This is a genomic window from Pseudoduganella sp. jia 9, assembly GCF_055502615.1.
In genome coordinates, this window is the sequence record NZ_JBUPWE010000001.1 from 26,114 (window position 1) to 44,756 (window position 18,643).

Annotated in this window: 18 protein-coding genes; 7 read left to right on the plus strand and 11 right to left on the minus strand. The window is 65.7% G+C overall.

Translation table 11 applies throughout. The annotated features are described in order from the left end of the window. The first annotated feature begins 113 nt into the window (after window positions 1-113). A complete protein-coding gene (locus tag ACY34H_RS00125) occupies window positions 114-1,013 on the plus strand; it encodes a DMT family transporter (protein ID WP_464975456.1) in 900 nt (299 codons plus the stop codon). 76 nt (window positions 1,014-1,089) lie between these two features. Here the strand turns inward: ACY34H_RS00125 and ACY34H_RS00130 are convergent, their stop codons facing one another. The 9 genes from ACY34H_RS00130 to ACY34H_RS00170 form a co-directional block, all read right to left on the minus strand. After that, a complete protein-coding gene (locus ACY34H_RS00130) occupies window positions 1,090-2,085 on the minus strand; it encodes an SRPBCC domain-containing protein (protein ID WP_464975457.1) in 996 nt (331 codons plus the stop codon). Then, complete coding sequence (locus ACY34H_RS00135; RefSeq protein WP_464975458.1) at window positions 2,072-2,446, minus strand: ArsR/SmtB family transcription factor; 375 nt, start codon at window positions 2,444-2,446, stop codon at window positions 2,072-2,074. Before ACY34H_RS00135 ends, ACY34H_RS00130 begins: the two co-directional genes overlap by 14 nt. Window positions 2,447-2,514: 68 nt before the next feature. Beyond that, the gene (locus ACY34H_RS00140) at window positions 2,515-3,018 is read right to left on the minus strand and encodes an energy transducer TonB (protein ID WP_464975459.1); all 504 of its coding nucleotides are present in this window, start codon (window positions 3,016-3,018) and stop codon (window positions 2,515-2,517) included. Between the two features lie 161 nt (window positions 3,019-3,179). Beyond that, window positions 3,180-4,682 (minus strand): tryptophan halogenase family protein, encoded by a 1,503-nt coding sequence (locus ACY34H_RS00145; protein WP_464975460.1) that lies wholly within the window; start codon window positions 4,680-4,682, stop codon window positions 3,180-3,182. 42 nt (window positions 4,683-4,724) lie between these two features. After that, window positions 4,725-5,729 (minus strand): cupin-like domain-containing protein, encoded by a 1,005-nt coding sequence (locus ACY34H_RS00150; RefSeq protein WP_464975461.1) that lies wholly within the window; start codon window positions 5,727-5,729, stop codon window positions 4,725-4,727. After that, window positions 5,713-6,423, minus strand: a complete 711-nt coding sequence (locus ACY34H_RS00155) for a SapC family protein (protein ID WP_464975462.1) — start codon at window positions 6,421-6,423, stop codon at window positions 5,713-5,715. The genes ACY34H_RS00150 and ACY34H_RS00155 overlap by 17 nt, the downstream gene beginning before the upstream one ends. A gap of 80 nt (window positions 6,424-6,503) precedes the next feature. After that, on the minus strand, window positions 6,504-8,039 hold the full coding sequence (locus tag ACY34H_RS00160) for a tryptophan halogenase family protein (protein WP_464975463.1): 1,536 nt from the start codon (window positions 8,037-8,039) through the stop codon (window positions 6,504-6,506). 152 nt (window positions 8,040-8,191) lie between these two features. Next, entirely contained in the window at window positions 8,192-11,167 is a 2,976-nt protein-coding gene (locus tag ACY34H_RS00165; protein WP_464975464.1) for a TonB-dependent receptor, read from the minus strand. 214 nt (window positions 11,168-11,381) lie between these two features. Further along, window positions 11,382-12,239 (minus strand): glycoside hydrolase family 16 protein, encoded by an 858-nt coding sequence (locus tag ACY34H_RS00170; protein ID WP_464975465.1) that lies wholly within the window; start codon window positions 12,237-12,239, stop codon window positions 11,382-11,384. A 141-nt stretch (window positions 12,240-12,380) separates the two neighbouring features. Between ACY34H_RS00170 and ACY34H_RS00175 the strand changes: the two genes are divergently transcribed. From ACY34H_RS00175 to ACY34H_RS00190, 4 genes are all read left to right on the plus strand, one after another. Next, window positions 12,381-13,172, plus strand: coding sequence for a polysaccharide deacetylase family protein (locus ACY34H_RS00175; RefSeq protein WP_464975466.1), 792 nt, complete (start codon window positions 12,381-12,383; stop codon window positions 13,170-13,172). Between the two features lie 159 nt (window positions 13,173-13,331). Continuing rightward, window positions 13,332-14,342 (plus strand): LacI family DNA-binding transcriptional regulator, encoded by a 1,011-nt coding sequence (locus ACY34H_RS00180; protein ID WP_464975467.1) that lies wholly within the window; start codon window positions 13,332-13,334, stop codon window positions 14,340-14,342. A 197-nt stretch (window positions 14,343-14,539) separates the two neighbouring features. Beyond that, on the plus strand, window positions 14,540-15,604 hold the full coding sequence (locus ACY34H_RS00185; RefSeq protein WP_464975468.1) for an MBL fold metallo-hydrolase: 1,065 nt from the start codon (window positions 14,540-14,542) through the stop codon (window positions 15,602-15,604). Further along, window positions 15,601-16,035, plus strand: a complete 435-nt coding sequence (locus ACY34H_RS00190; protein WP_464975469.1) for a hypothetical protein — start codon at window positions 15,601-15,603, stop codon at window positions 16,033-16,035. The genes ACY34H_RS00185 and ACY34H_RS00190 overlap by 4 nt, the downstream gene beginning before the upstream one ends. Before the next feature lie 18 nt (window positions 16,036-16,053). Here ACY34H_RS00190 and ACY34H_RS00195 read toward each other — a convergent pair whose 3' ends face one another. After that, entirely contained in the window at window positions 16,054-16,224 is a 171-nt protein-coding gene (locus tag ACY34H_RS00195) for a hypothetical protein (RefSeq protein ID WP_464975470.1), read from the minus strand. A gap of 137 nt (window positions 16,225-16,361) precedes the next feature. Here ACY34H_RS00195 and ACY34H_RS00200 point away from each other — a divergent pair, with 137 nt between their 5' ends. Beyond that, entirely contained in the window at window positions 16,362-17,534 is a 1,173-nt protein-coding gene (locus ACY34H_RS00200) for an aminotransferase class V-fold PLP-dependent enzyme (protein WP_464975471.1), read from the plus strand. A 4-nt stretch (window positions 17,535-17,538) separates the two neighbouring features. Here ACY34H_RS00200 and ACY34H_RS00205 read toward each other — a convergent pair whose 3' ends face one another. Continuing rightward, window positions 17,539-18,123 (minus strand): helix-turn-helix domain-containing protein, encoded by a 585-nt coding sequence (locus ACY34H_RS00205; protein ID WP_464975472.1) that lies wholly within the window; start codon window positions 18,121-18,123, stop codon window positions 17,539-17,541. A 107-nt stretch (window positions 18,124-18,230) separates the two neighbouring features. Between ACY34H_RS00205 and ACY34H_RS00210 the strand changes: the two genes are divergently transcribed. After that, window positions 18,231-18,527 carry a hypothetical protein gene (locus ACY34H_RS00210; protein ID WP_464975473.1) on the plus strand — a complete coding sequence of 99 codons (297 nt, stop codon included), beginning with the start codon at window positions 18,231-18,233 and terminating at the stop codon, window positions 18,525-18,527. The last annotated feature ends 116 nt before the right edge of the window (window positions 18,528-18,643 follow it).

Sequence of the window (18,643 nt, forward strand, 5' to 3'; positions counted from 1 at the left end):
TCCAGGAAACAGAGTGCCTTGCCGGGCGCCCTGCTCATGAGCTTTTGCTCATTTGCATATGAGTTTGGATAAGTAATACTGTATGGCTTCCCCAACCCGCATGCAAGAAAAATATGAACAGCGCTCTCCTGAAAAACAACCTGGTGTACGTGAAGCTCGTACTGGTCACCCTGTTCTGGGGCGGTACGTTCATTGCCGGCCGCATCGTCGCGCATGCGCTGCCGGCGATGACCGCCGCCGCGCTGCGCTTCGCCGTGGCGGCGGCCCTGCTGCTGCTGGTCGCCTGGCTGAAGGAGGGCGGCCTGCCGCGCCTGAGCGGCAAGCAGATGGCGGCCACCGCGGCCCTGGGCCTGACCGGCATCTTCCTGTACAACCTGTGCTTCTTCGGCGCGCTGGGTTCGATGCCGGCCGGGCGCGCCGCGCTGTTCATCGCACTGAACCCGATCGTGACCGCGCTGGCCGCCGCCGTGCTGCTGCGCGAGCGCCTGCATGCCGTGAAATGGGCCGGTATCGCGCTGGCGTTCTGCGGCGCGGCGATCGTCATCACGCGTGGCGATCCGGTGGCGGCGTTGCACGACATCGGCCAGTCGCTGGGCAAGGGCGAACTGCTGATGCTGTGTGCGATCAGCAGCTGGGCCGCCTACACGCTGGTGGGCCGCGCCGCGCTGAAGGGGCTGACGCCGGTAGCCGCCACCACTTACGCCGCGCTGTGGGGCCTGCTGTTCCTGCTGGTGGGTGCCGGGCGCGACCTGGTCACGCTGCAGTGGAGCGCCATCGCCTGGCAGGTGTGGGGCAGCCTGGGCTACCTGGGCGCGTTCGGCACGGTGCTGGGCTTCGTCTGGTACTACGAGGGCGTGAAAGCGATCGGCGCCTCGCGCACCGCCGTGTTCAACAACCTGGTGCCGGTATTCGGCATCGGCCTGGCCGCCCTGCTGCTGGGCGAACAGGTGCTGGCATCGATGGTGGCCGGCGGCGTGCTGGTGGCGGCGGGCGTGACGCTGACGAACCGCTGAGCGGCTTGTGCCGGTGCGTATCGTTGCGATGGCAGCAGCCATGCCGGCCGCGGCCACGCGTCACGCGGTGTGACGGTTATTGCGGCCTGCCCTCGAGGTAGGCGGCCAGTTTGTCGATGGTCTGGTTGCCCAGTTCCTCGGCGCCGAATTTCCTGACCGCGGCCAGTGCCTCGGGGCTGGCGAGGATCGTACGCATCGTCAGCAGCGTGGCGCCATCGCCGGCCTCCTCGAATGTGACGCGCACGTCGAAGCCCGGGTCGCCCGCGGTGCCGCTACCGTGGTGATACACCAGCCGCTCGGGGCGCACCACTTCCGTGTATTCGATCAGGTTCGGCCAGCGCGTGCCGTCCGGCCCATCCATATCGAAACGCCAGCTGCCGCCGGGGCGTACGTCGATCGATGCCGTGGCCACCGTGAAGCCGTTCGGCCCCCACCATTTGCCGACCTGCTGCGGATCGGTGAACGCGTCGAACACGCGCTCGCGCGCGGCCCGCAGCGTGCGGGTGATGACGATCTCGCGGTCCGCGGTGTCCGCCGCATCCGCCGCATCCGGCGCGCCTGCCGCCATGGTGGTCAGGTACTGCTCGTAGACGTCGTACATGCCGCCGAAGCCACCCTCCATCGACGCATGGCTGGCGAGGAAGATGGCGTACTCCGCCTCGCTGGCGTTGACGGGGACCGAGTGCAGCGTGAAGACCGTCTTGCCATTGTCTTCTTCCAGTGCGACGGTATTCAGCACCTCCAGCGGCCACATGGGCAGGAGAGGGTAGCGGATGCGGTTGCCCTGCTCGTCCGCGAAACCGTTGACGAAGGCGAAGCGGTGCGGCGCCTCGATGTCGCGGAAGTCGAAGCGGCCCCACACGTCCATGGGAGCCATGCTGTCGCGCGCGTGCATGCAATAGTGGAACATGCCGCCCGGCCGCACGTCGGCCTGCACCACGGTGATCGTGCATTCCTTCGGGCCCCACCAGTGCCGCAGGTGATCCGGGTCGGTCATCGTCGCGAAGACCAGTTCGCGCGGCGCGTCGAATACGCGGCGAATGGTGAGTCCAACTTCGTTAGCGCTTGCCATGCTGTTTCTCCTTGGTTTGCAGTCCGGTCAGGTAATCGTCGAGGCGGTCCAGGCGGTCTTCCCACAGCTGGCGGTACTGCTCGATCCAGCCACTGGCCTCGCGCAGCGGCGCCGCTTCCAGCCGGCAAGGCCGCCACTGCGCATGCCTGCCGCGGGAGATCAGGCCGGCGCGCTCGAGCACCTTCAGGTGCTTCGTGATCGCCGGCTGCGTTATGTCGAACGGTGCCGCCAGTTCGGACGCCGATGCTTCGCCTTGCGCCAGCCGCGCTAGGATCGCCCGGCGGGTGGGGTCGGCCAGCGCGGCGAACGTCAGGCTCAGCTGCTCGCTCGACTGTTCAGTGGTGGAAAATGCTTCGTTCACAACAAGTAAACCAAAAGGTTAATTAACCAATTGGTAAATTACGCGCCGGCAGCCCGCCTGTCAAGCGTTCAATGGCGCAGCGTGAAATTCATCCTGAAGGGAAATTCCTGCAAGCAGGGTGTACCGCCACACAGCGCCGGCTTGTACTTTTCCAGCACCAGCACGTTGGCGATGACCGTCGTCAGCTGCGGATTGGACGAACCGTAAACCTTGACCTCCCTGGCGCGGCCGTCCGGGCCGACGATCACGCCCATGTCCACGGTGCCTGCGACCTGCAATCGCTCCTGCACGGCCGACATCGCGCGCATCAGGCTGCGATAGCCGCGGGCGGGGAAGGGCGGCTCGTCCCCGGCACCCATGTTTTCATACATGCTGCGCAGGCGCGCCTTGTCGGCCTCGGCCAGCTCGGCGTAGGTCTTGTCGGGCGGCAGGCTGAGACGCGCATTCTCGCGCTTGAGCAGCGACCCGGTACGCGCCTCCTCCGCCTTCATCCGGTATTCCTGGGCCTGGCCGAGGCAGGTGGACAGCACCAGCAGCGCGGCAATGGCAGGACGGGCAACGGCAATTCGCAAAATGAGCTCCGCAGTGGCAAACCCCGTTTATAGCGCATCGGCAGCGGTTGAAAACTCACTCTTTATCACAATGCAACTAATTTCCCAAAACCGGGGTCTGACCCCGGTTTTGGGAAATACGTGCTTATCGTGCTGTTACTTATTTACCACCCTGTTGTTGATTACCACCCGGTGCCGGAGCAGTACTGTTCGACGTATTTCTGGTGCGAGGGCAGCTGGGCCACGGTGCGGTCGATAGCGCCGCTGATGTTGCCGAGGAAGTGGGCGAGTTCCTCGTCGCCCATCAGGTCGGCGGTCTGATGGTGCGAGGCGGGCATGATGCCCTGGCCCAGCATGACCTGGATCCAGGAATTTTCGGCGAACAGTTCGTTCGGCACGCGGAACACGCGGCCGGTGTCGCGGAACAGGTCGATGCGGTGCTGCAGCGACGGCGGCAGTTTCATCGTGGCGGCGTCGCGCCAGTACGGCGTGTCGCGGCGGTTCGTCACGTTGTAATGCAGGATGATGAAATCGCGGATGTGCTGGATTTCGTAGTCGGCCTGCTGGTTGTATTCGTCGATGTCGGCCTGGCTGATGCCGTCCTGTGGGAACATCTGCATCAGGCGGATGATGCCGCGCTGGATCAGGTGGATGCTGGTCGACTCGATCGGCTCCAGGAAGCCGCTGGCCAGGCCGATGGCGACGCAGTTGCCCTTCCACGTCTGCTTTCGCTGGCCCGGCGTGAAGCGGATCACGCGCGGATTCATCAGCGGCTCGCCGTCGACGGCCGCCCGCAGCGTGCGCAGCGCGGTGTCGTCGTCCGTGTAGCGGGTGGAGTACACCAGGCCGTTGCCGACGCGGTGCTGCAGCGGGATCTGCCACTGCCAGCCGGCGTCGCGGGCGATCGAGCGGGTGTACGGCACCGCATCGCGCACGGACTTCGTCTGCAGCGCCACGGCGCTGTCGTTGAACAGCCAGTGCGACCAGTCCTCGTATTCCACGCCCATGGCCTGCCCGATCAGCAGGCCGCGGAAGCCGGTGCAGTCGATGAACAGGTCGCCCTCGAGTTCCGAGCCGGAGTCCAGGCGCAGCGCGGTGATGTCGCCGCTGAGCAGGTTCTTGCGCACCTCGACGATCTTGCCCTCCACGCGCTGCACGCCGTAGCGCTCGGAGAAGCGGCGCAGGAACTTCGCGTAGCGCCCCGCGTCCATGTGGTAGGCGTAGTTCATGCCGTTGTTCGGCAGGTGCGCGAACTTGTCCTTCAGGCCCGCCTTCAGCTCGAGGCAGTAGTCGCCGTAGTCGCCGGCGATGCCGCGCTCGCGGCCCTTGTGCCAGAAGTGCTGGAAGCCGGCCGTCCAGTGGTCGGTGCCGGTGGTGCCGAACGAGTGGATGTAATCCTCGTTCACGTTGCGCCAGTTTTCAAAGCTGATGCCCAGCTTGAAGGTGGCCATCGTCTCAGCCATGAATTCCTGCTCGTTGATTTCCATCAGGTGGTGGAAATTCAACAGCGTGGGAATAGTGGCTTCGCCGACGCCGACGGTGCCGATCTCCTCGGACTCGATCAGCTTGATGTCGAGCAGCTTGCCCAGCGATTTCGACAGCCCGGCCGCGACCATCCAGCCGGCCGTGCCGCCGCCGGCGATCACCACGCGGCGCACCGGCTTTTTCTGGCGTTGTTGTTCCATGTTCGTCTCCTTCGGCCTTATGCCTTCTTGTGATGGATGCGCTCAGCGATTCAACCGCTTCAGCAGCTGGGCGCGCAGCGCGCGCGTCATGTCCTCGGTCATCGGCGCCAGCATGCGCTGCGCCGCCGGTGGAATATGGGCGGCCGTCTCGCCATCCTGCTCGAACACGTAATGGCGGAACAGGCCTTCCCATGCCTTGCGCTGCGCGGGCGGCAGGTCGCGGATCGTCATGATCGCGTGCATCAGCGCGCTGGTCCCCGTATCGACATGGTCGGGCGACTGGCGCCACCAGTAATTCACCAGCACATTGAACGCTTCCAGCGCCTCGACGTGGTGCCACCACATGCTGGGAATGAACAGCGCATCGCCCGGTTCCATCTCGGCCACCTGGGCGTGCTCCAGCGCCTCGGCAAAGCGCGGGAATCGCGCGAAGTCGGGCGCGTGCAGGTCGACCAGGCTGATCGCCTGCCCGGCCGGCGTGAAGTCCAGCGGCCCCACGTACAGGTTCGGCAGCTGCTCGGGCGGGAACAGCGTGAAGCGGCGCCGGCCCGCGGTCACGCAGGCCAGGTTGTCCGGCGCGTCGTAATGCGCGGCGATGCGCGTGCGGTTGCCGATCCAGATCGAGGCCAGCGGTTCGCGGCCGGCGCCCAGGTCGACGTCGTTGTCGGCGCGGAAACCCGGCAGGAACGCGTCGATCGTGGTCGAGCCCACGTAGATTGACGGCGGCCGCTCGTCGTTGCGGTGCGCCTCCAGCTCATCGAGCACGCCGCCCAGCGGCGCATGCACGGGCCGGAAATTGAAGCCGGAAATATCGTCGTTGTAGAAGAAGCGGCCGCCGATGTCCGGCAGGCCGAGCATCGCCACCACCGGAGCGCCCGAATAAAAACGCTTCAGGTAGGTGGACGCCGCTTCCTGCGACGCCAGTGCGGCCTGCACCATCGGCCAGTGCGCCACCAGGCCGCGCAGCAGCAGCGGCTGCGTGGACGTCAGGATCCGGTCGTTCAGGTCGCGCGGCGTCAGGCCGCGCAGTTCAGCGACCGGCAGCATGCTTCCGGTTCTTCCGGTCGATCAACGCACGGAATTGCGACAGCGATGCCAGTACCATGTGGATCGGCTGCAGGTAGCCGGCCCGGTGCAGCGCGCCGATGGCTTCCGTATCGAGCGCGTGCAGGCGCTCTTCGTGGATCGTGTAGAAGCCGGCGAGGCGGTTCTGCGAGCCGTCGTCCAGTTCGATGTCGAACACGAACGATTCCAGCAGCTCATGCTTGAGCAGCGCTTCGACGAAGCCTACGTTGCTCTGCAAGCCTTCATGGATCGTGAACAGGATCGAGTTGATGCGTTCCAGGTATTCGGTGATGCCGCCATGCGGCAGGAACGCCGCCTCGCCTTCGGTGCGGGAGACGCGGGGGCTGTCGAGATCCACGTGCACCAGCATCTCGTCGCCGTTGCGGCCGATCAGGAACGGCTGGCGCTCGATCATCAGCGGGATTTCCGGCGCGTCCCAGCCATCGGCCTTCAGGAACAGGTTCTCGCCGGCCTGGAAGCCGAACAGCACGATCGGCTCGAAGCTGCGGCCATCCTCGGCCTTGCGGAACACGATCGGATAATGCGCCTGCAGCGTGCGGAATTCGGCGGGGAAGGTGGCAGCGTACATCAGCTCGTCGCCGAAGCCGTGGCCGTGGCGGGTGATGACCTTCAGGTCCTTGTGCTGGACGTTGTTCAGTAATACGTGGTTCGTCATGCTTGTCTCGTCTGTTCTAGTATTTGATCGGAAATAAATGTGTTTTGGCTTCCAAAAATCACATCTATTTCCGATTGAATCTAAATTTTCTGCAGCCCGTGAAGGCGGATATGGTCGATCATTTCGCGGTTCGATGGCAGCGCGCGCAGCATCTTGCGCGTGAGCTCGGCGGCTTCGCGGAAGTAGCCGTCGGCATCGCCGGCGCGGTTGCCATCGGATTCGCGACGCGTGATGCGTTCGCGGTCGGGCTTGAAGTCCATCCCGTACAGCACGTACTGCCAGCTGGCGGACGGGAAGACTTCCTCGATACGGTTGAAGTCCAGCCGCGATGGCGGCCGGTGGCGCCACAGCACCAGCAGCTCGCGCAGCCGCGCGGGAATCGTTTCGGAGCGGCGGTTGTCATGCCAGTAGTCGGAATCGGTCCGGCCGCTGAGCACGTAGTGCAGCTTGAGGAATTCAATGACGCGCTCCCAGCGATACGTGAAGGCGTCGTTGAAGCGGCGCGCCACGATGTCCATCGCGTCGCGCGTGGCCGGCAGGTCGTCGCTGACCATCGCCGCCGACATTTCCACCAGCGCCAGTGCCGAAGCTTCCAGCGGTTCGATGAAGCCGGCGGACAGGCCGATGGCGACCACGTTGCGGTGCCAGAACTGCTCGCGGTAGCCGGGCTCGAACGTCAGCTTGCGGGGCGAGGGCATGTCCACGCCGACGTAGGCACGCAAATCCGCCTCGGCCTGCTCATCGGTGATGTGCGAACTCGCATACACGTGGCCGATGCCGCGCCGGGTCGGCAGGCCGATATCCCAGATCCAGCCGGCACGCTGCGCGGTGGACGTGGTCTGCGAGGCGATCGGGCTGTCCTCGCGCTCGTACGGCACCTGCACGGCCAGCGCGCTGTCGTTGAACAGCACGTCCTTGCGGCGCAGCAGCGGCACGCCGTAGTGGCGGCCCAGCAGCAGCGACTGCATGCCGGTGCAATCGACGAACAGGTCGCCTTCGAGCGCGCCGTGTTCCTTCGTCTGCAGCGAGGCGATGTCGCCGTTCTCGCGGCTGTTGACGGCCGTGACGTGGTCCGGCACATAGCGCACGCCCAGCTTTTCCAGGCAGTGCTTGCGCAGGAAGACGCCGAACTTGCCGGCATCGAGGTGATAGCCATAATTGGCCACCGCGGCGAATTCCGGCGTGGCCGGCTGCTTCGGCGCGCGTCCCTGCACGCACAGATGCGGCTGGAAGCTCACCAGGTCAGCGAACGGCACGTTCGGGAAATCGCGCTGCCAGCGATCCACCAGGTCGGCCTCGCCGAAACCCTGCGGCAGCACGAACGGGTGGAAATAATAATCCTCGGCGCCGCCGCCGTTGCGCCAGCCGTTGAAGCGGGAACCCTGCTTGAATGCGGCGTCGCACTCGCGGAAGAATGCCGATTCCGACACGCCGATGCGGTGCAGCGTATCGCGCATCGACGGCCAGGTACCTTCGCCGACACCGATCGGTGCCACGTCCGGCGACTCGATCAGCGTGACGGAGAGCGACGGATGATCGGCCGCGATGACGCCGGCGGTCAGCCAGCCGGCGGAACCGCCGCCGACGATGACCACGTGATGGACCATGCTGGACATGAGGAACCCGAATACGAAAGAAACTGCCAAGGAACGACAAAGTGGCAATTAGTCTAACCGAAAAACTAACCCTCGCCGTGGCAAATGAGAAAAAACGGGAGCGGCTCCGCCACCTGCGGAGCCGCTCCCCTCTCATAGTATGAAAACGATCGTCAAAACTTGTAGCGCAGACCCAACATGTAGCGCGGCCCAGCCTGCGTGGCGTTGACCAGGATGCGCTCGTTGCGGCCGTGCTGGCGCGTCGTTTCGTTGGTCAGGTTGATGCCTTCGAACTGCATCGACAGGTTCGGCGTGATCGCATAACCGATCGACAGGTCGAACTGCCCGTAGGCCTCGGTGTAGACCGGGTTGGGCCCCGCCGCATCGAAGGTGGACGCGAGGAAGTCGTCACGCCAGTTGTACGCGGCGCGGACATTCCACTTGTCGTTCTCGTAGATGCCGATCAGGTTGGCCGAATCCGACAGCCCCACCAGCGCGAACTGCTCGCCGGCACTGGCGTTGTTGAAGCCCAGGCCCGAGTCCACGTAGGTGTAGTTGGCCGAGACGCCGAAGCCGCTGTTGCCGAACATGTGCTGCACGTTGACCTCGAAACCTTTCAGGCTCGCCTTCTTCTGGTTCGAGAAGGACGTGATGCGGAAGTTCGCCACCGGATCGCCTGGCTGGCCCGTGATCACGCCGGTAGCGTTGCCCGATGCGTCATCCGGGCCGCGCACGACGCCCGGTGCGGTCGGATGCGTGCGGAAGATGTAATTGCGGATACAAGTCGTGTCGGACGTCGCGCAGCCATTGGCCATCGCTTCGTTCCACAGTGCGCCGCCGACCGGCGTGTGCAGGTTGAACGGCGTCGCATCGACCTGCGACACGCCGGCGTAGTTGTCCAAGTTCTTTCTGAAGAAGCCGAGGGCGAAGAAGTTCTGCGTGCCGTAGTACCACTCATAGGACAGGTCCAGGTTCTTCGATTCCACCGGCTTCAGGCCCGGGTTGCCCGAGGTGCCGGTGCCGCCATCGACCCGCGCCAGGTTGCTCAGCACGGTGCCGCCCTGGATCTGGTCGTAGCGGGGGCGGCCGATCGTTTCGCCGTACGACACGCGCAGCTTCATGTCGTCGCGCAGTTCGATTTCGGTATCGACGCTCGGCAGCAGGTGCTTGTATTTGCCGCTCAGCGTGGTGAAATCCGGGGCGCCGAATGTCACCGGGAATTCGTTCTGCGATACCCAGGTGATGCCGGTGGCGGTTTGTACCAGCGCGCTCGAGACGATGTCCGTCTTTTCGTAGCGCACGCCGATCGCCGTGCGGATCGGCAGCGCGGTATCCCAGTCGGTATTGAACTGCAGGTACAGCGCCTTGGATTTTTCCTCGGTACGCTGGTCCGTGTCCCAGGTGGTCTTCGGCGAATACAGGTCGGGCCGGCCGGATGCGGCGATCGCCACGTCGCGCACTTCGCCGAAGTTGAACGTGTAGAAGTTGTTGAACAGGTTCGGATTGCCGGAACCATCGATCTTGTCGAAGTAGCCGCGCACGGTTTCCGGGTGCCATACGCTGCTCGGGTAGTCGGCCGGGCTGGTGGCGCCGCCCCACGTGTCGCGCTGCATCGTGGAGAACGCGGAACGGTTCTTCACTTCCGTGGCGGACAGGCCGAAGTTCAGCTGGGAGCGTTCCATCACCTTCAGGCGGCCCTTGAATTGCACCTGGTCGATATCGCCGCGCATGTAGCCGTTGCGGAACGCCGAACCGGTGACCTGCTGCGGCGCACGCGTGAAGTCGGCGCCCTGGATCGACAGCACCGGGAAGTCCTGGCTGAAATCGGCCGTGGTGTCGCCACGGCTGAACGACGCCGTGCCGATCACGTTGTCCGAACCCCACGGGCTGTCGGCCTGCGATTCGGCGCTGGAACTGTGCGCGTCGAACTCCAGCCGCAGGGCGCTGTTGACCTTCCACAGGGCGTTGAAGCCGACCGACTTGTTTTCGCTGACGGTGGCGAAATCGGCACCGCCCATCGCGATGTCGCTGTTGGCCGCCGGCAGGAACTCGGTGTACGACAGCGGGCCGGCGGCGGGGCCGCCGGTCCAGTTCGAGGCGGACGGACCGAAGTTGAACCAGGCCGACAGATCCTGGCGGCGCGTGTGGATCTTGTTCTGCGAGTAGGTGTAGTCCAGCGTGGTGGTCAGGTCCTTGCGGGGTGCGAACTGGAACGTGAGCTGGCCGTTGGTGCGTTCGCGCTGCACGCCGGAGAACGCGTAGTTCAGGTTTTGCGGCAGCGAATAGACGTCGTTCGGGCCGGGGCGGTTGGTGATGTTCTGGGAACCCGGCGCGCCGGGCTGGGGAATCGTTCCGCCCGCGGTGGAGCTGCCCAGGTAAGGCCCCTTCCAGCCGCTGGAGACCGACGCCGTGTTGTAGCCCAGGTTGCGCTCCTGGTAGCTGCCGGTCACGGCGATGCCGAACATGTTGTCGTTCCACGTGTTGGTGTAGATGCCCGACACCTCCGGCGTGACGCGATCTCCCGATTTCACGTCGCCCGGCAGGTTCGACGACGACTTGTCGTAGACACCTTTTACGCCAACGGAGGCCTGCATGCCGGGGCGGTCGAGCGGGCGTGCCGTCATCACGTTCAGCGTCGCGCCGATGCCGCCGGTCGGCGTTTCGGCACGGCTGGTCTTATAGACCTGCAGCTGCGACACCGCCTCGGAAGCGAGGTTGGCGAAGTCGAAGGCGCGGCCATTCAGGTCGCCCAGGTTCGAGGTCGGCATCTGGCGGCCATTGAGCAGCACCATGTTGAAGTCGGGACCCACGCCGCGCACCGTTACCTTCGAGCCTTCGCCGATCGAGCGGTCGATCGACACGCCGGAAATGCGCTGCAGCGATTCGGCCAGGTTCGTATCGGGGAACTTGCCGATGTCCTCTGCGACGATGCCGTCGACGATGCCGTCGGAATTGCGCTTCAGGTTCAGCGACGACTGCATCGATGCGCGGATGCCGGTCACCACCACCGACTGCACCGGCTGCGACGACGACAGGTCGGCGCCCTGGCTTTGCGCGACGTCCTGTGCCCATGCCGGCAGCGCGGCGGTGGCGCAGGCGCCGGATACGGCCAGCGCGATCAGTTTCTGTTTGGTCTGCGGATATTGCATGTGGTCTCCTGTGTTCTTATGGTTTTCTGCAAATCGGTTTTTATCGGGCTCGGATGGGCAGCCGGTCTTCGGTGTTCTCGCTTCACGAGATACGGTGTTCTTGCTTTACAAGATAAATGGAAACGTTTCCATATTTGGCCGGTCAATGGTAGGTTGGCGATTTCGCGTTGTCAATCGGAACAGATTTATTGTTGGACGATACTGTTGTAAAAACTCATCGGGCAGGCTGGAAGACGCGGACGTATTCGACTTCCATGCGCCACGGCAGGCTGTCGTCGCGCACCGCGCCACCGAGGTCGCCGCCTACCGCCAGGTTCAGCAGCAGGTACTGCGGCCGGTCGAACGGCCACTTGTCGTAGTCGCCGTCCTGCGGGTTCGCCAGTTCGGCGTAGTTGCGGCCATCGACGCCCACGCGTATCCGGTCCTTCGTCCACGTGAGCTGGTAGTCGTGGAAGGCGTCGCACGCGTCGGGCACCATCGTCTTGCTGGTCTTGCCGGTGCCGCGCGGCCAGTTCTGCGCATTCGTGTAGATGCTGCCGAGGATCTCGCCGGGCTTGTGGCCCACGTGTTCCATGATGTCGATCTCGCCGTCGGCCGGCCACTTGCCGCCCGTGCCCAGCATCCAGATCGCCGGCCAGCTGCCCGGCCCGCACGGCAGCCTGGCGCGCACTTCGATGAAGCCCTGCGTCCAGCTGGCCTTGCCCCGCGTGACCAGCCGCGCCGACGTGTAGGCCTGGCCGCCGTAATCCGGCATCGACGCCAGCGCTTCCTTGCGGGCGGTGATCACCAGGCGGCCGTTCTTCACTTCGGCGTTTTCGCGGCGCGCGCTGGTGTAGTACTGCAGTTCCCTGTTATGCCAGCCGGTGCGGTTGGCCGCGGTGTCGTACGCCCACTTTTCCGGGTCGGGCAAGCCGTCCACCTCGAATTCGTCGGCCCACACGAGCTGCCAGCCGGCGGGCCGGCCGCCGGCGGCCGCTTCGGTCGCTTCCGCCGCTACGCTGCCGCAGGCAGCCAGCGCGGCTAGCAGCAGCGCGAGCAGGGCGGTGCTCGAACGTCGATGGAAAGCAGCCATGGTTCCCCCCGATTGACGGCGCGGCAGGCGCGTGCAAAGATGAATGTCGTTGCATGGTAACGTTTCCACTTACTCAGCGCAATTCGCACTGCAACGCGTATTGCAGCATGCGTTGCGTTCTTGTCACATACAGGACTCGAGATGATGAAAACCTTGTGGCCCCTGCTGGCACTGGCCGGCATGTCGGGCGGCGCCGCTGCCGCCGAACCGTTCCATTGGCCGAACGGCGCGAAAGCCGCCGTCAGCCTGGCCTATGACGATGCGGCCGATTCGCAGCTCGATCATGCGATTCCCGCACTCGACAAATACGGCGTGAAAGGCACGTTCTACCTGACGCTTTCCAGCCCGGCCATCGACCAGCGCCTGCCCGAATGGCGCGCCGCCGCGCAACGCGGCCACGAGCTGGCCAACCACACGCTGTTCCACCAGTGCCGCCGCTCGCTGCCGGAGCGCGGCTGGGTCGCGCCGCACCGCGACCTGGACACGGCCAGCGTGGCGCAACTGAAGGACCAGGTCACGCTGGCCAACACGATGCTGTACGCGATCGACGGCCGCCGCGAACGCACCTTCACGGCGCCGTGCGGCGACGTGCTGGCCGGCGGGCAGAATTACCTGCCGGCGGTGCAGTCCGGATTCGTGGCGATCAAGGCCGGCACCGGCGGCGGTGCCGTACCGTCGATGGCCACGCTCGATCCCTACCTGGTGCCGGTGGTGGCTCCCGTGGGGCTCACAGGGCAGCAGCTGATCGCGATGGTGAAGGAAGCGGCCGACAAGGGCACGATGATCGCATTCACGTTCCACGGCATCGGCGGCGACCACCTGGCCAATTCCAGCGCCGCGCACGAGGAACTGGTGAAGTACCTGGCCGACAACCGCAAGCTGTACTGGACCGACACCTTCCTGAACATCATGAAGTACGTGAAGTCCCGCTGAGCGCAGGCGTGCGGACCGCCACCCGGCGGGATGCGCGCAGGCGTGCGGACCGGCGCGCGCCGGTTGGCGCGCAGGCATGCGGACCGCCGCGCGGCGGTTGGCGCGGAATAGTCACTTCCAGTATGCTCGTCATGTTTTGTCAGCGGAACAGGAATATCAGTGGCAACCATCAAAGACGTCGCCCGACTGGCGGGCGTGGGCCTGGGCACCGCGTCGCGTGCCATCAACGGCAGCGGGCCGGTGTCGCCGGCCACGCTGGAGCGGGTGCGGAAGGCGATCGAGGAGCTGGACTTCCGGCCATCGCATGCGGCGCGCGCGCTGCTGTCCGGCTCGTCGAAGATGATCGGCGTCTACATCCCGGCGCTGTCCGGCACCTTCTTCACGCCGATCCTGCAGATCATCGATACCGAGCTGCGCGCGGCCGGCCTGCACATGGTGGTGGCCTTCGGCGTGGGCCTCGGCGATGCGCGGCGCCAGGCGCTCGAGGGTATCGAGTTCCTCGTCGAGCGCGGCTGCGACGGCCTGGTCGTGATGACCAGCGCGCTGAACGAAGACGATCTCGCGGTGGCCGGCAGCCGCCTGTCGCGCTTGGTAGCGCTGAACCATGGTTTCGCGACGATCCCGGACCAGTGCTTCACCGTCGACCACGCGCTGGGCGGGCGCCTGGCCGCGCGCACGCTGCTGGAGAACGGCCACCGCGACATCGCCCTGCTGACCGGTCCGATGGTGCTGGAGGACAGCGTGGCGCGCATCGACGGTTTCCTCGCCGAGCTGTCGGCGGCAGGCATCGACACCGCCGCGATGTGGCGCCATGAAGGCGATTTTTCACCCGCCAGCGGCTGGGCCGCGGCGCGCGAGCTGGTGGCATCCGGCCGCAAGCCCACCGCGCTGTTCTGCGCCAATGACGAGATGGCCGTGGGCGCGCTGTCGCATTTCCAGGAAGCGGGCATCCGCGTGCCGCAAGACCTGTCCGTCATGGCGTATGACGACACGCCGAGCGCCGAGTATGCCGCGCCGCGCCTGACGTCGGTGCGCATGCCGTGGCAGCAGATGACGCTGAACGGCCTGAATGCGCTGCTCAACCTGTGCTATGGCCTGGAGCGGCCGGTCGAGCGGGACTTTCCCGTGACGGTGACGATGCGGGCCTCGGTGGCGCGGCTGGATCGATAACACGGGCCGGCGAGCACCTGCCGGACCCACACACCGCGACGATGACGTGATCATCGCGCCGGTCGCGGGCACCGAAGAAGGCCGAACGGCCGGTCCCCGGCTTTACAATGGTCGAACCTATCTGCGCACGACCAGGCAACCCGCCTGGCATGCCATCGGGCCGGTCCACGAAGCCGGCCGTTCGCCAGGAGCCCGACATGATTTTCCGCCAGTTATTCGACCCTACGTCGTCGACCTACACGTACCTGCTCGCCGATGGCGGCCAGGCGCTGCTGATCGATCCCGTCTACGAACAGGTACCGCGCGACCTGGCGCTTCTGCAGGAACTCGGCGTGAAACTGATGGCCACGCTGGACACGCACGTGCATGCCGACCACGTGACCGGCGCGTGGCGCCTGAACCAGCGCTGCGGCAGCCGCATCGGGCTGGCCGCGGCGGCCGGCGCGGACCTGGTCGATCGCCCGCTGCGGCACGGCGACCGCATCGAGTTCGGTGCGCGCCACCTGGAGGTACGGGCCACGCCGGGCCATACCAACGGCTGCCTGACCTATGTGCTGGACGACGCGAGCATGGCCTTTACGGGCGACAGCCTGCTGATCCGCGGCTGCGGCCGCACCGACTTCCAGCAGGGCAGCGCGCGGCAGCTGTTCACGTCCGTGCGCGAGCAGATCCTGTCGCTGCCCGACAGCTGCCTGCTGTATCCGGCGCACGACTATCGCGGCATCACGGTCACCAGCGTGGCCGAGGAGCGCCGCTTCAACCCGCGCCTGGGCGGCGAAGTGGACGTGGGCGATTTCACCGGCCATATGGACAACCTGCATTTGCCGCATCCGAAACTGATCGCGGTGGCGGTTCCCGCCAACCTGCGCTGCGGCCAGCCGGAAGACGGCGCGCTGCCGCCGGAAGCCCCCGACTGGGCGCCGCTGACCCTGCGTTTTTCCGGCGTATGGGAAATCGAGCCGATGGCACTGCTCGAACATGGCGCGAAGGCGCAGATCGTCGACGTGCGCGAAGAGGTGGAGTTCATCGACAAGCTGGGCCACCTGCCCGATGCGCGGCTGGTGCCGCTGTCGCAACTGAAGGAACACCTGGAGGAGCTGGACAGGGAACGCCCGGTGGTCGCCGTCTGCCGCTCCGGCGTGCGTTCGGCGCAGGCATGCGTGCTGCTGGCCAAGGCGGGATTCGGCCAGGTGGCCAACCTGGCCGGGGGCATGCTGCGCTGGAAGATCGAGGGCATGCCGGTCGCCAAGGAAAGCACATGAGCCGGTCGTTGCAGGACGCGCCCGATGCGCCGCGGACGGTGCGCGCCGCGATGGCCGTGAAGCTGCTGCCTGCCGTTGGCCTGGTGACGCTTGGCGTGCTGATACTTGCGCTGCTTGCCTTGCTGGCCTGGCCGAATCCAGCACATGTCACGGTCACGCTGGTCAACGTCGGCAATGAGCCGCTGCGCTCGGCGGTCGTGCACGTCACGGGCCGCTCGTACGCCGTGGGCGATATCGCGGCCGGCGGCACCACGTCGGTCGATGTGTCCGCCACTTCGGATTCGCACGTGGAACTGAGTTCCGCGAATGGTCCGCGGCTGATCGTGGATAGTTACTTCGGCAGCGGCTACCAGGGTACCGTCAGCGCCGACGTGACACGGACCCGTGTCGTCAGCGTCAGAAGTACCGTACAGATGGGAAGCCTGTACTGAAGCGCAGCTGATCTTCGCTCAGCGGGTCGCCAGGGCGGCCAGCAGCCGGACGATTTCGCCGGCGATGGTGCGACGCGGTGCCGGCGGCACCGGCGATGTGCGGGCGTCCGGTGCCTGCCCGTCCCGTTGTTGCTGCACTGGTATTCCGGCGGCATCCTCCCGGCATTGCGCCGCGGCCTCGTTGCTCATCCCTTGCTCCTGGCTTATAAAATTGGTTTGGCCATCGCCAATCACATTGGCAATTCCAGTATACCGGACAGGTTAATCTTGTATACTGGATTATGCACACCGCCAGTTTTGTTGTTTCCATATCACAGGAGCACGTCTTGACCGGTCATCCCGCCTGCATCGCCCCGGACGACGAATGGTCCTGGAGCGCCATTCGCCGCCAGTACACCCCATCGGATGCGTTCATCAACCTGGAAAACGGCTATTTCGGTATGCCGGCCATTCCTGTGCAGCGCGCATTGCGCCGCTACCAGGACCAGGTGGACCGCGAGAATGCGTACTTCCTGCGCGTGCGTTTTCCCGAGCGGCTGGCGCGGGTGATGGAAACGCTGGCCGCGTTCATCGGCGTCGGACGCGACGAGCTGCTGCTCACCCGCAACGCGATGGAATCGCTGAACATCCTGATCCAGGGCTATCCGTTCGCGGCGGGCGATGCCGTGCTGCTGGCGCGGCACGATTACGACAGCGTCATCGACACGTTCGGCATGGTCGGCGAGCGCAAGGCACTGGAACTGGTGACAGTGGACGTGCCGCTCGATCCGGACAGCGACGAGCAGATCGTGGCGTTGTACGAGCGGGCGATCACGCCGCGCACCCGGCTCCTGCTGCTGACCCACGTGGTCCACCGCACCGGCCAGCTGATGCCGGTGGCGAAGATCGCCGCGATGGCGCGCGGGCGCGGCATCGACGTCATCGTCGACGCGGCGCACTCGCTGGCCCACATCGACTACACGGTGCCCGGGCTGGGCGTGCAGTTCGCCGCGTTCAACCTGCACAAGTGGGTCGGCGCACCGCTCGGCACCGGGCTGCTCTACATCGCCAGGGAGCGCATCGCCGATATCGCTCCGCTGTTCGGCGATGTCGGGCATGCGCCGGGCGACATCGTGAAACTCGGCCACTTCAGCGCGGTACCGCCGGCGCCGATCCTGGCGATCGAGGATGCGCTGCGCTTCCATGCGTCGATCGGCACGCGCAACAAGGAGGCACGGCTGCGCTACCTGGCCCGCTACTGGATGGACCGCGTGCGCGGCATACCGGGTGTGCGGCTGTTCACGCCACGCGATGCATGCCGCCATGGCGCGCTGGCGTCGTTCGGCATCGCCGGCATCGCCGCAGGCGAGGTGGCCGAACGGCTGATGAATGAGCACCGCATCTTCACCGTGGTGCGCGGCATCGGCGGCGAGGAATGCGTGCGGGTGACGCCGCACCTCTATACGTCGCTCGACGATCTCGATGCGCTGGTGGCGGCGATCCGCGCGCTGGCGGGCTAGCTCGTCATTGGCGTTCCACCACGGTGCGGGGAACGATGGGTGCCTGCATGACCTGGGCGATCAGGTAGCGCGCCGGGATGGCGCCAGGATTGTGATAGGTGCTCGGTTCGTCGAGGCGCATGACAAGGCAGTCGCCGGCGGCCAGATCCCAGCGGGTGTCGCCGACGGTGATTTCCATCTGCCCTTCGATCATCCACAGCTGCCGGTCGATGTCCTGCGACGAGGTTTCATAGGCGACCCGCGCGCCCGCCGGGAAGGTGATCTCGACCATCTGGATCAGCGAAGGCACCGTGGGCGACAGGGTGCGGCGAACATAGCCCGAGCCGGGATCGGTCCAGACCGGCTGCTCATCGGCGCGCGCGATCGGCGACGTCGCGTCGACCGGTCGTTCGAACAGCGATGCCACCGGCACGCCGAGGGCGGCGGCCAGCTTGTCGAGCACCGTCGCGGTGGCGCTGCTCTCACCGCGTTCGATCAGTGAAATGTTCGACCGGCTCACGCCGCTGTGTTCGGCCAGCACCGCGAGGGTCATGCCGCGCGCGCTGCGCAGTTCGCGCAGGCGCTGGGCGATAATGTGATTGATATCCATGGGCGCGAGTATACAGCTGCACCGCCCAGCCGTACCGCCCAGCCGCACCGCCCGGCCGCGCCGTTGCCGGACCCGCTTCGGCACCGCCTTGCCGCTAGAATATCGCCATGCCCCGCAAAAACCCCATCTTTCCCGGCCCCCGCACCGCCCGTGGCGCCGTGCTGGCCGTGCTCCTGTCCAATGCCGACCAGGCCGGCGCCGAACCGCTGCGCGGCCGCGTCACGCTTGCCGCGATCGTGCGCGCGCTGAAGCGCAAATACCACTGGCCGATCGACACCACGAGTTTCCCCTCCAATGCCGCCGATGGCCGTGCCACATGGGCCACGGTGTACAGCCTGCCGCCCGAAGTGATCGACGCCGCGCTCGACGACAAGGGACGGGACTGGCTGAAGGCGGCATCGTGACGCTGCATGCTGCCGGAGTTCACCTTTCGCGGAATGCATCCTGCATAGCGTCTGTGATGACTTGTTACCGTGCTTGTCATTCAACCAGGCCTGTGACAGCATTGCCGCCGACGACC

Bases quoted from the DNA above. Each gene is read 5' to 3' on its own strand.
- ACY34H_RS00170 (WP_464975465.1), bottom strand. From the start codon at position 12,239: ATGGCTGCTTTCCATCGACGTTCGAGCACCGCCCTGCTCGCGCTGCTG.
- ACY34H_RS00130 (WP_464975457.1), bottom strand. From the start codon at position 2,085: ATGGCAAGCGCTAACGAAGTTGGACTCACCATTCGCCGCGTATTCGAC.
- ACY34H_RS00150 (WP_464975461.1), bottom strand. From the start codon at position 5,729: ATGCTGCCGGTCGCTGAACTGCGCGGCCTGACGCCGCGCGACCTGAAC.
- ACY34H_RS00185 (WP_464975468.1), top strand. From the start codon at position 14,540: ATGATTTTCCGCCAGTTATTCGACCCTACGTCGTCGACCTACACGTAC.
- ACY34H_RS00175 (WP_464975466.1), top strand. From the start codon at position 12,381: ATGATGAAAACCTTGTGGCCCCTGCTGGCACTGGCCGGCATGTCGGGC.
- ACY34H_RS00195 (WP_464975470.1), bottom strand. From the start codon at position 16,224: ATGAGCAACGAGGCCGCGGCGCAATGCCGGGAGGATGCCGCCGGAATA.
- ACY34H_RS00210 (WP_464975473.1), top strand. From the start codon at position 18,231: ATGCCCCGCAAAAACCCCATCTTTCCCGGCCCCCGCACCGCCCGTGGC.
- ACY34H_RS00165 (WP_464975464.1), bottom strand. From the start codon at position 11,167: ATGCAATATCCGCAGACCAAACAGAAACTGATCGCGCTGGCCGTATCC.
- ACY34H_RS00145 (WP_464975460.1), bottom strand. From the start codon at position 4,682: ATGGAACAACAACGCCAGAAAAAGCCGGTGCGCCGCGTGGTGATCGCC.
- ACY34H_RS00190 (WP_464975469.1), top strand. From the start codon at position 15,601: ATGAGCCGGTCGTTGCAGGACGCGCCCGATGCGCCGCGGACGGTGCGC.
- ACY34H_RS00155 (WP_464975462.1), bottom strand. From the start codon at position 6,423: ATGACGAACCACGTATTACTGAACAACGTCCAGCACAAGGACCTGAAG.
- ACY34H_RS00160 (WP_464975463.1), bottom strand. From the start codon at position 8,039: ATGTCCAGCATGGTCCATCACGTGGTCATCGTCGGCGGCGGTTCCGCC.
- ACY34H_RS00205 (WP_464975472.1), bottom strand. From the start codon at position 18,123: ATGGATATCAATCACATTATCGCCCAGCGCCTGCGCGAACTGCGCAGC.
- ACY34H_RS00125 (WP_464975456.1), top strand. From the start codon at position 114: ATGAACAGCGCTCTCCTGAAAAACAACCTGGTGTACGTGAAGCTCGTA.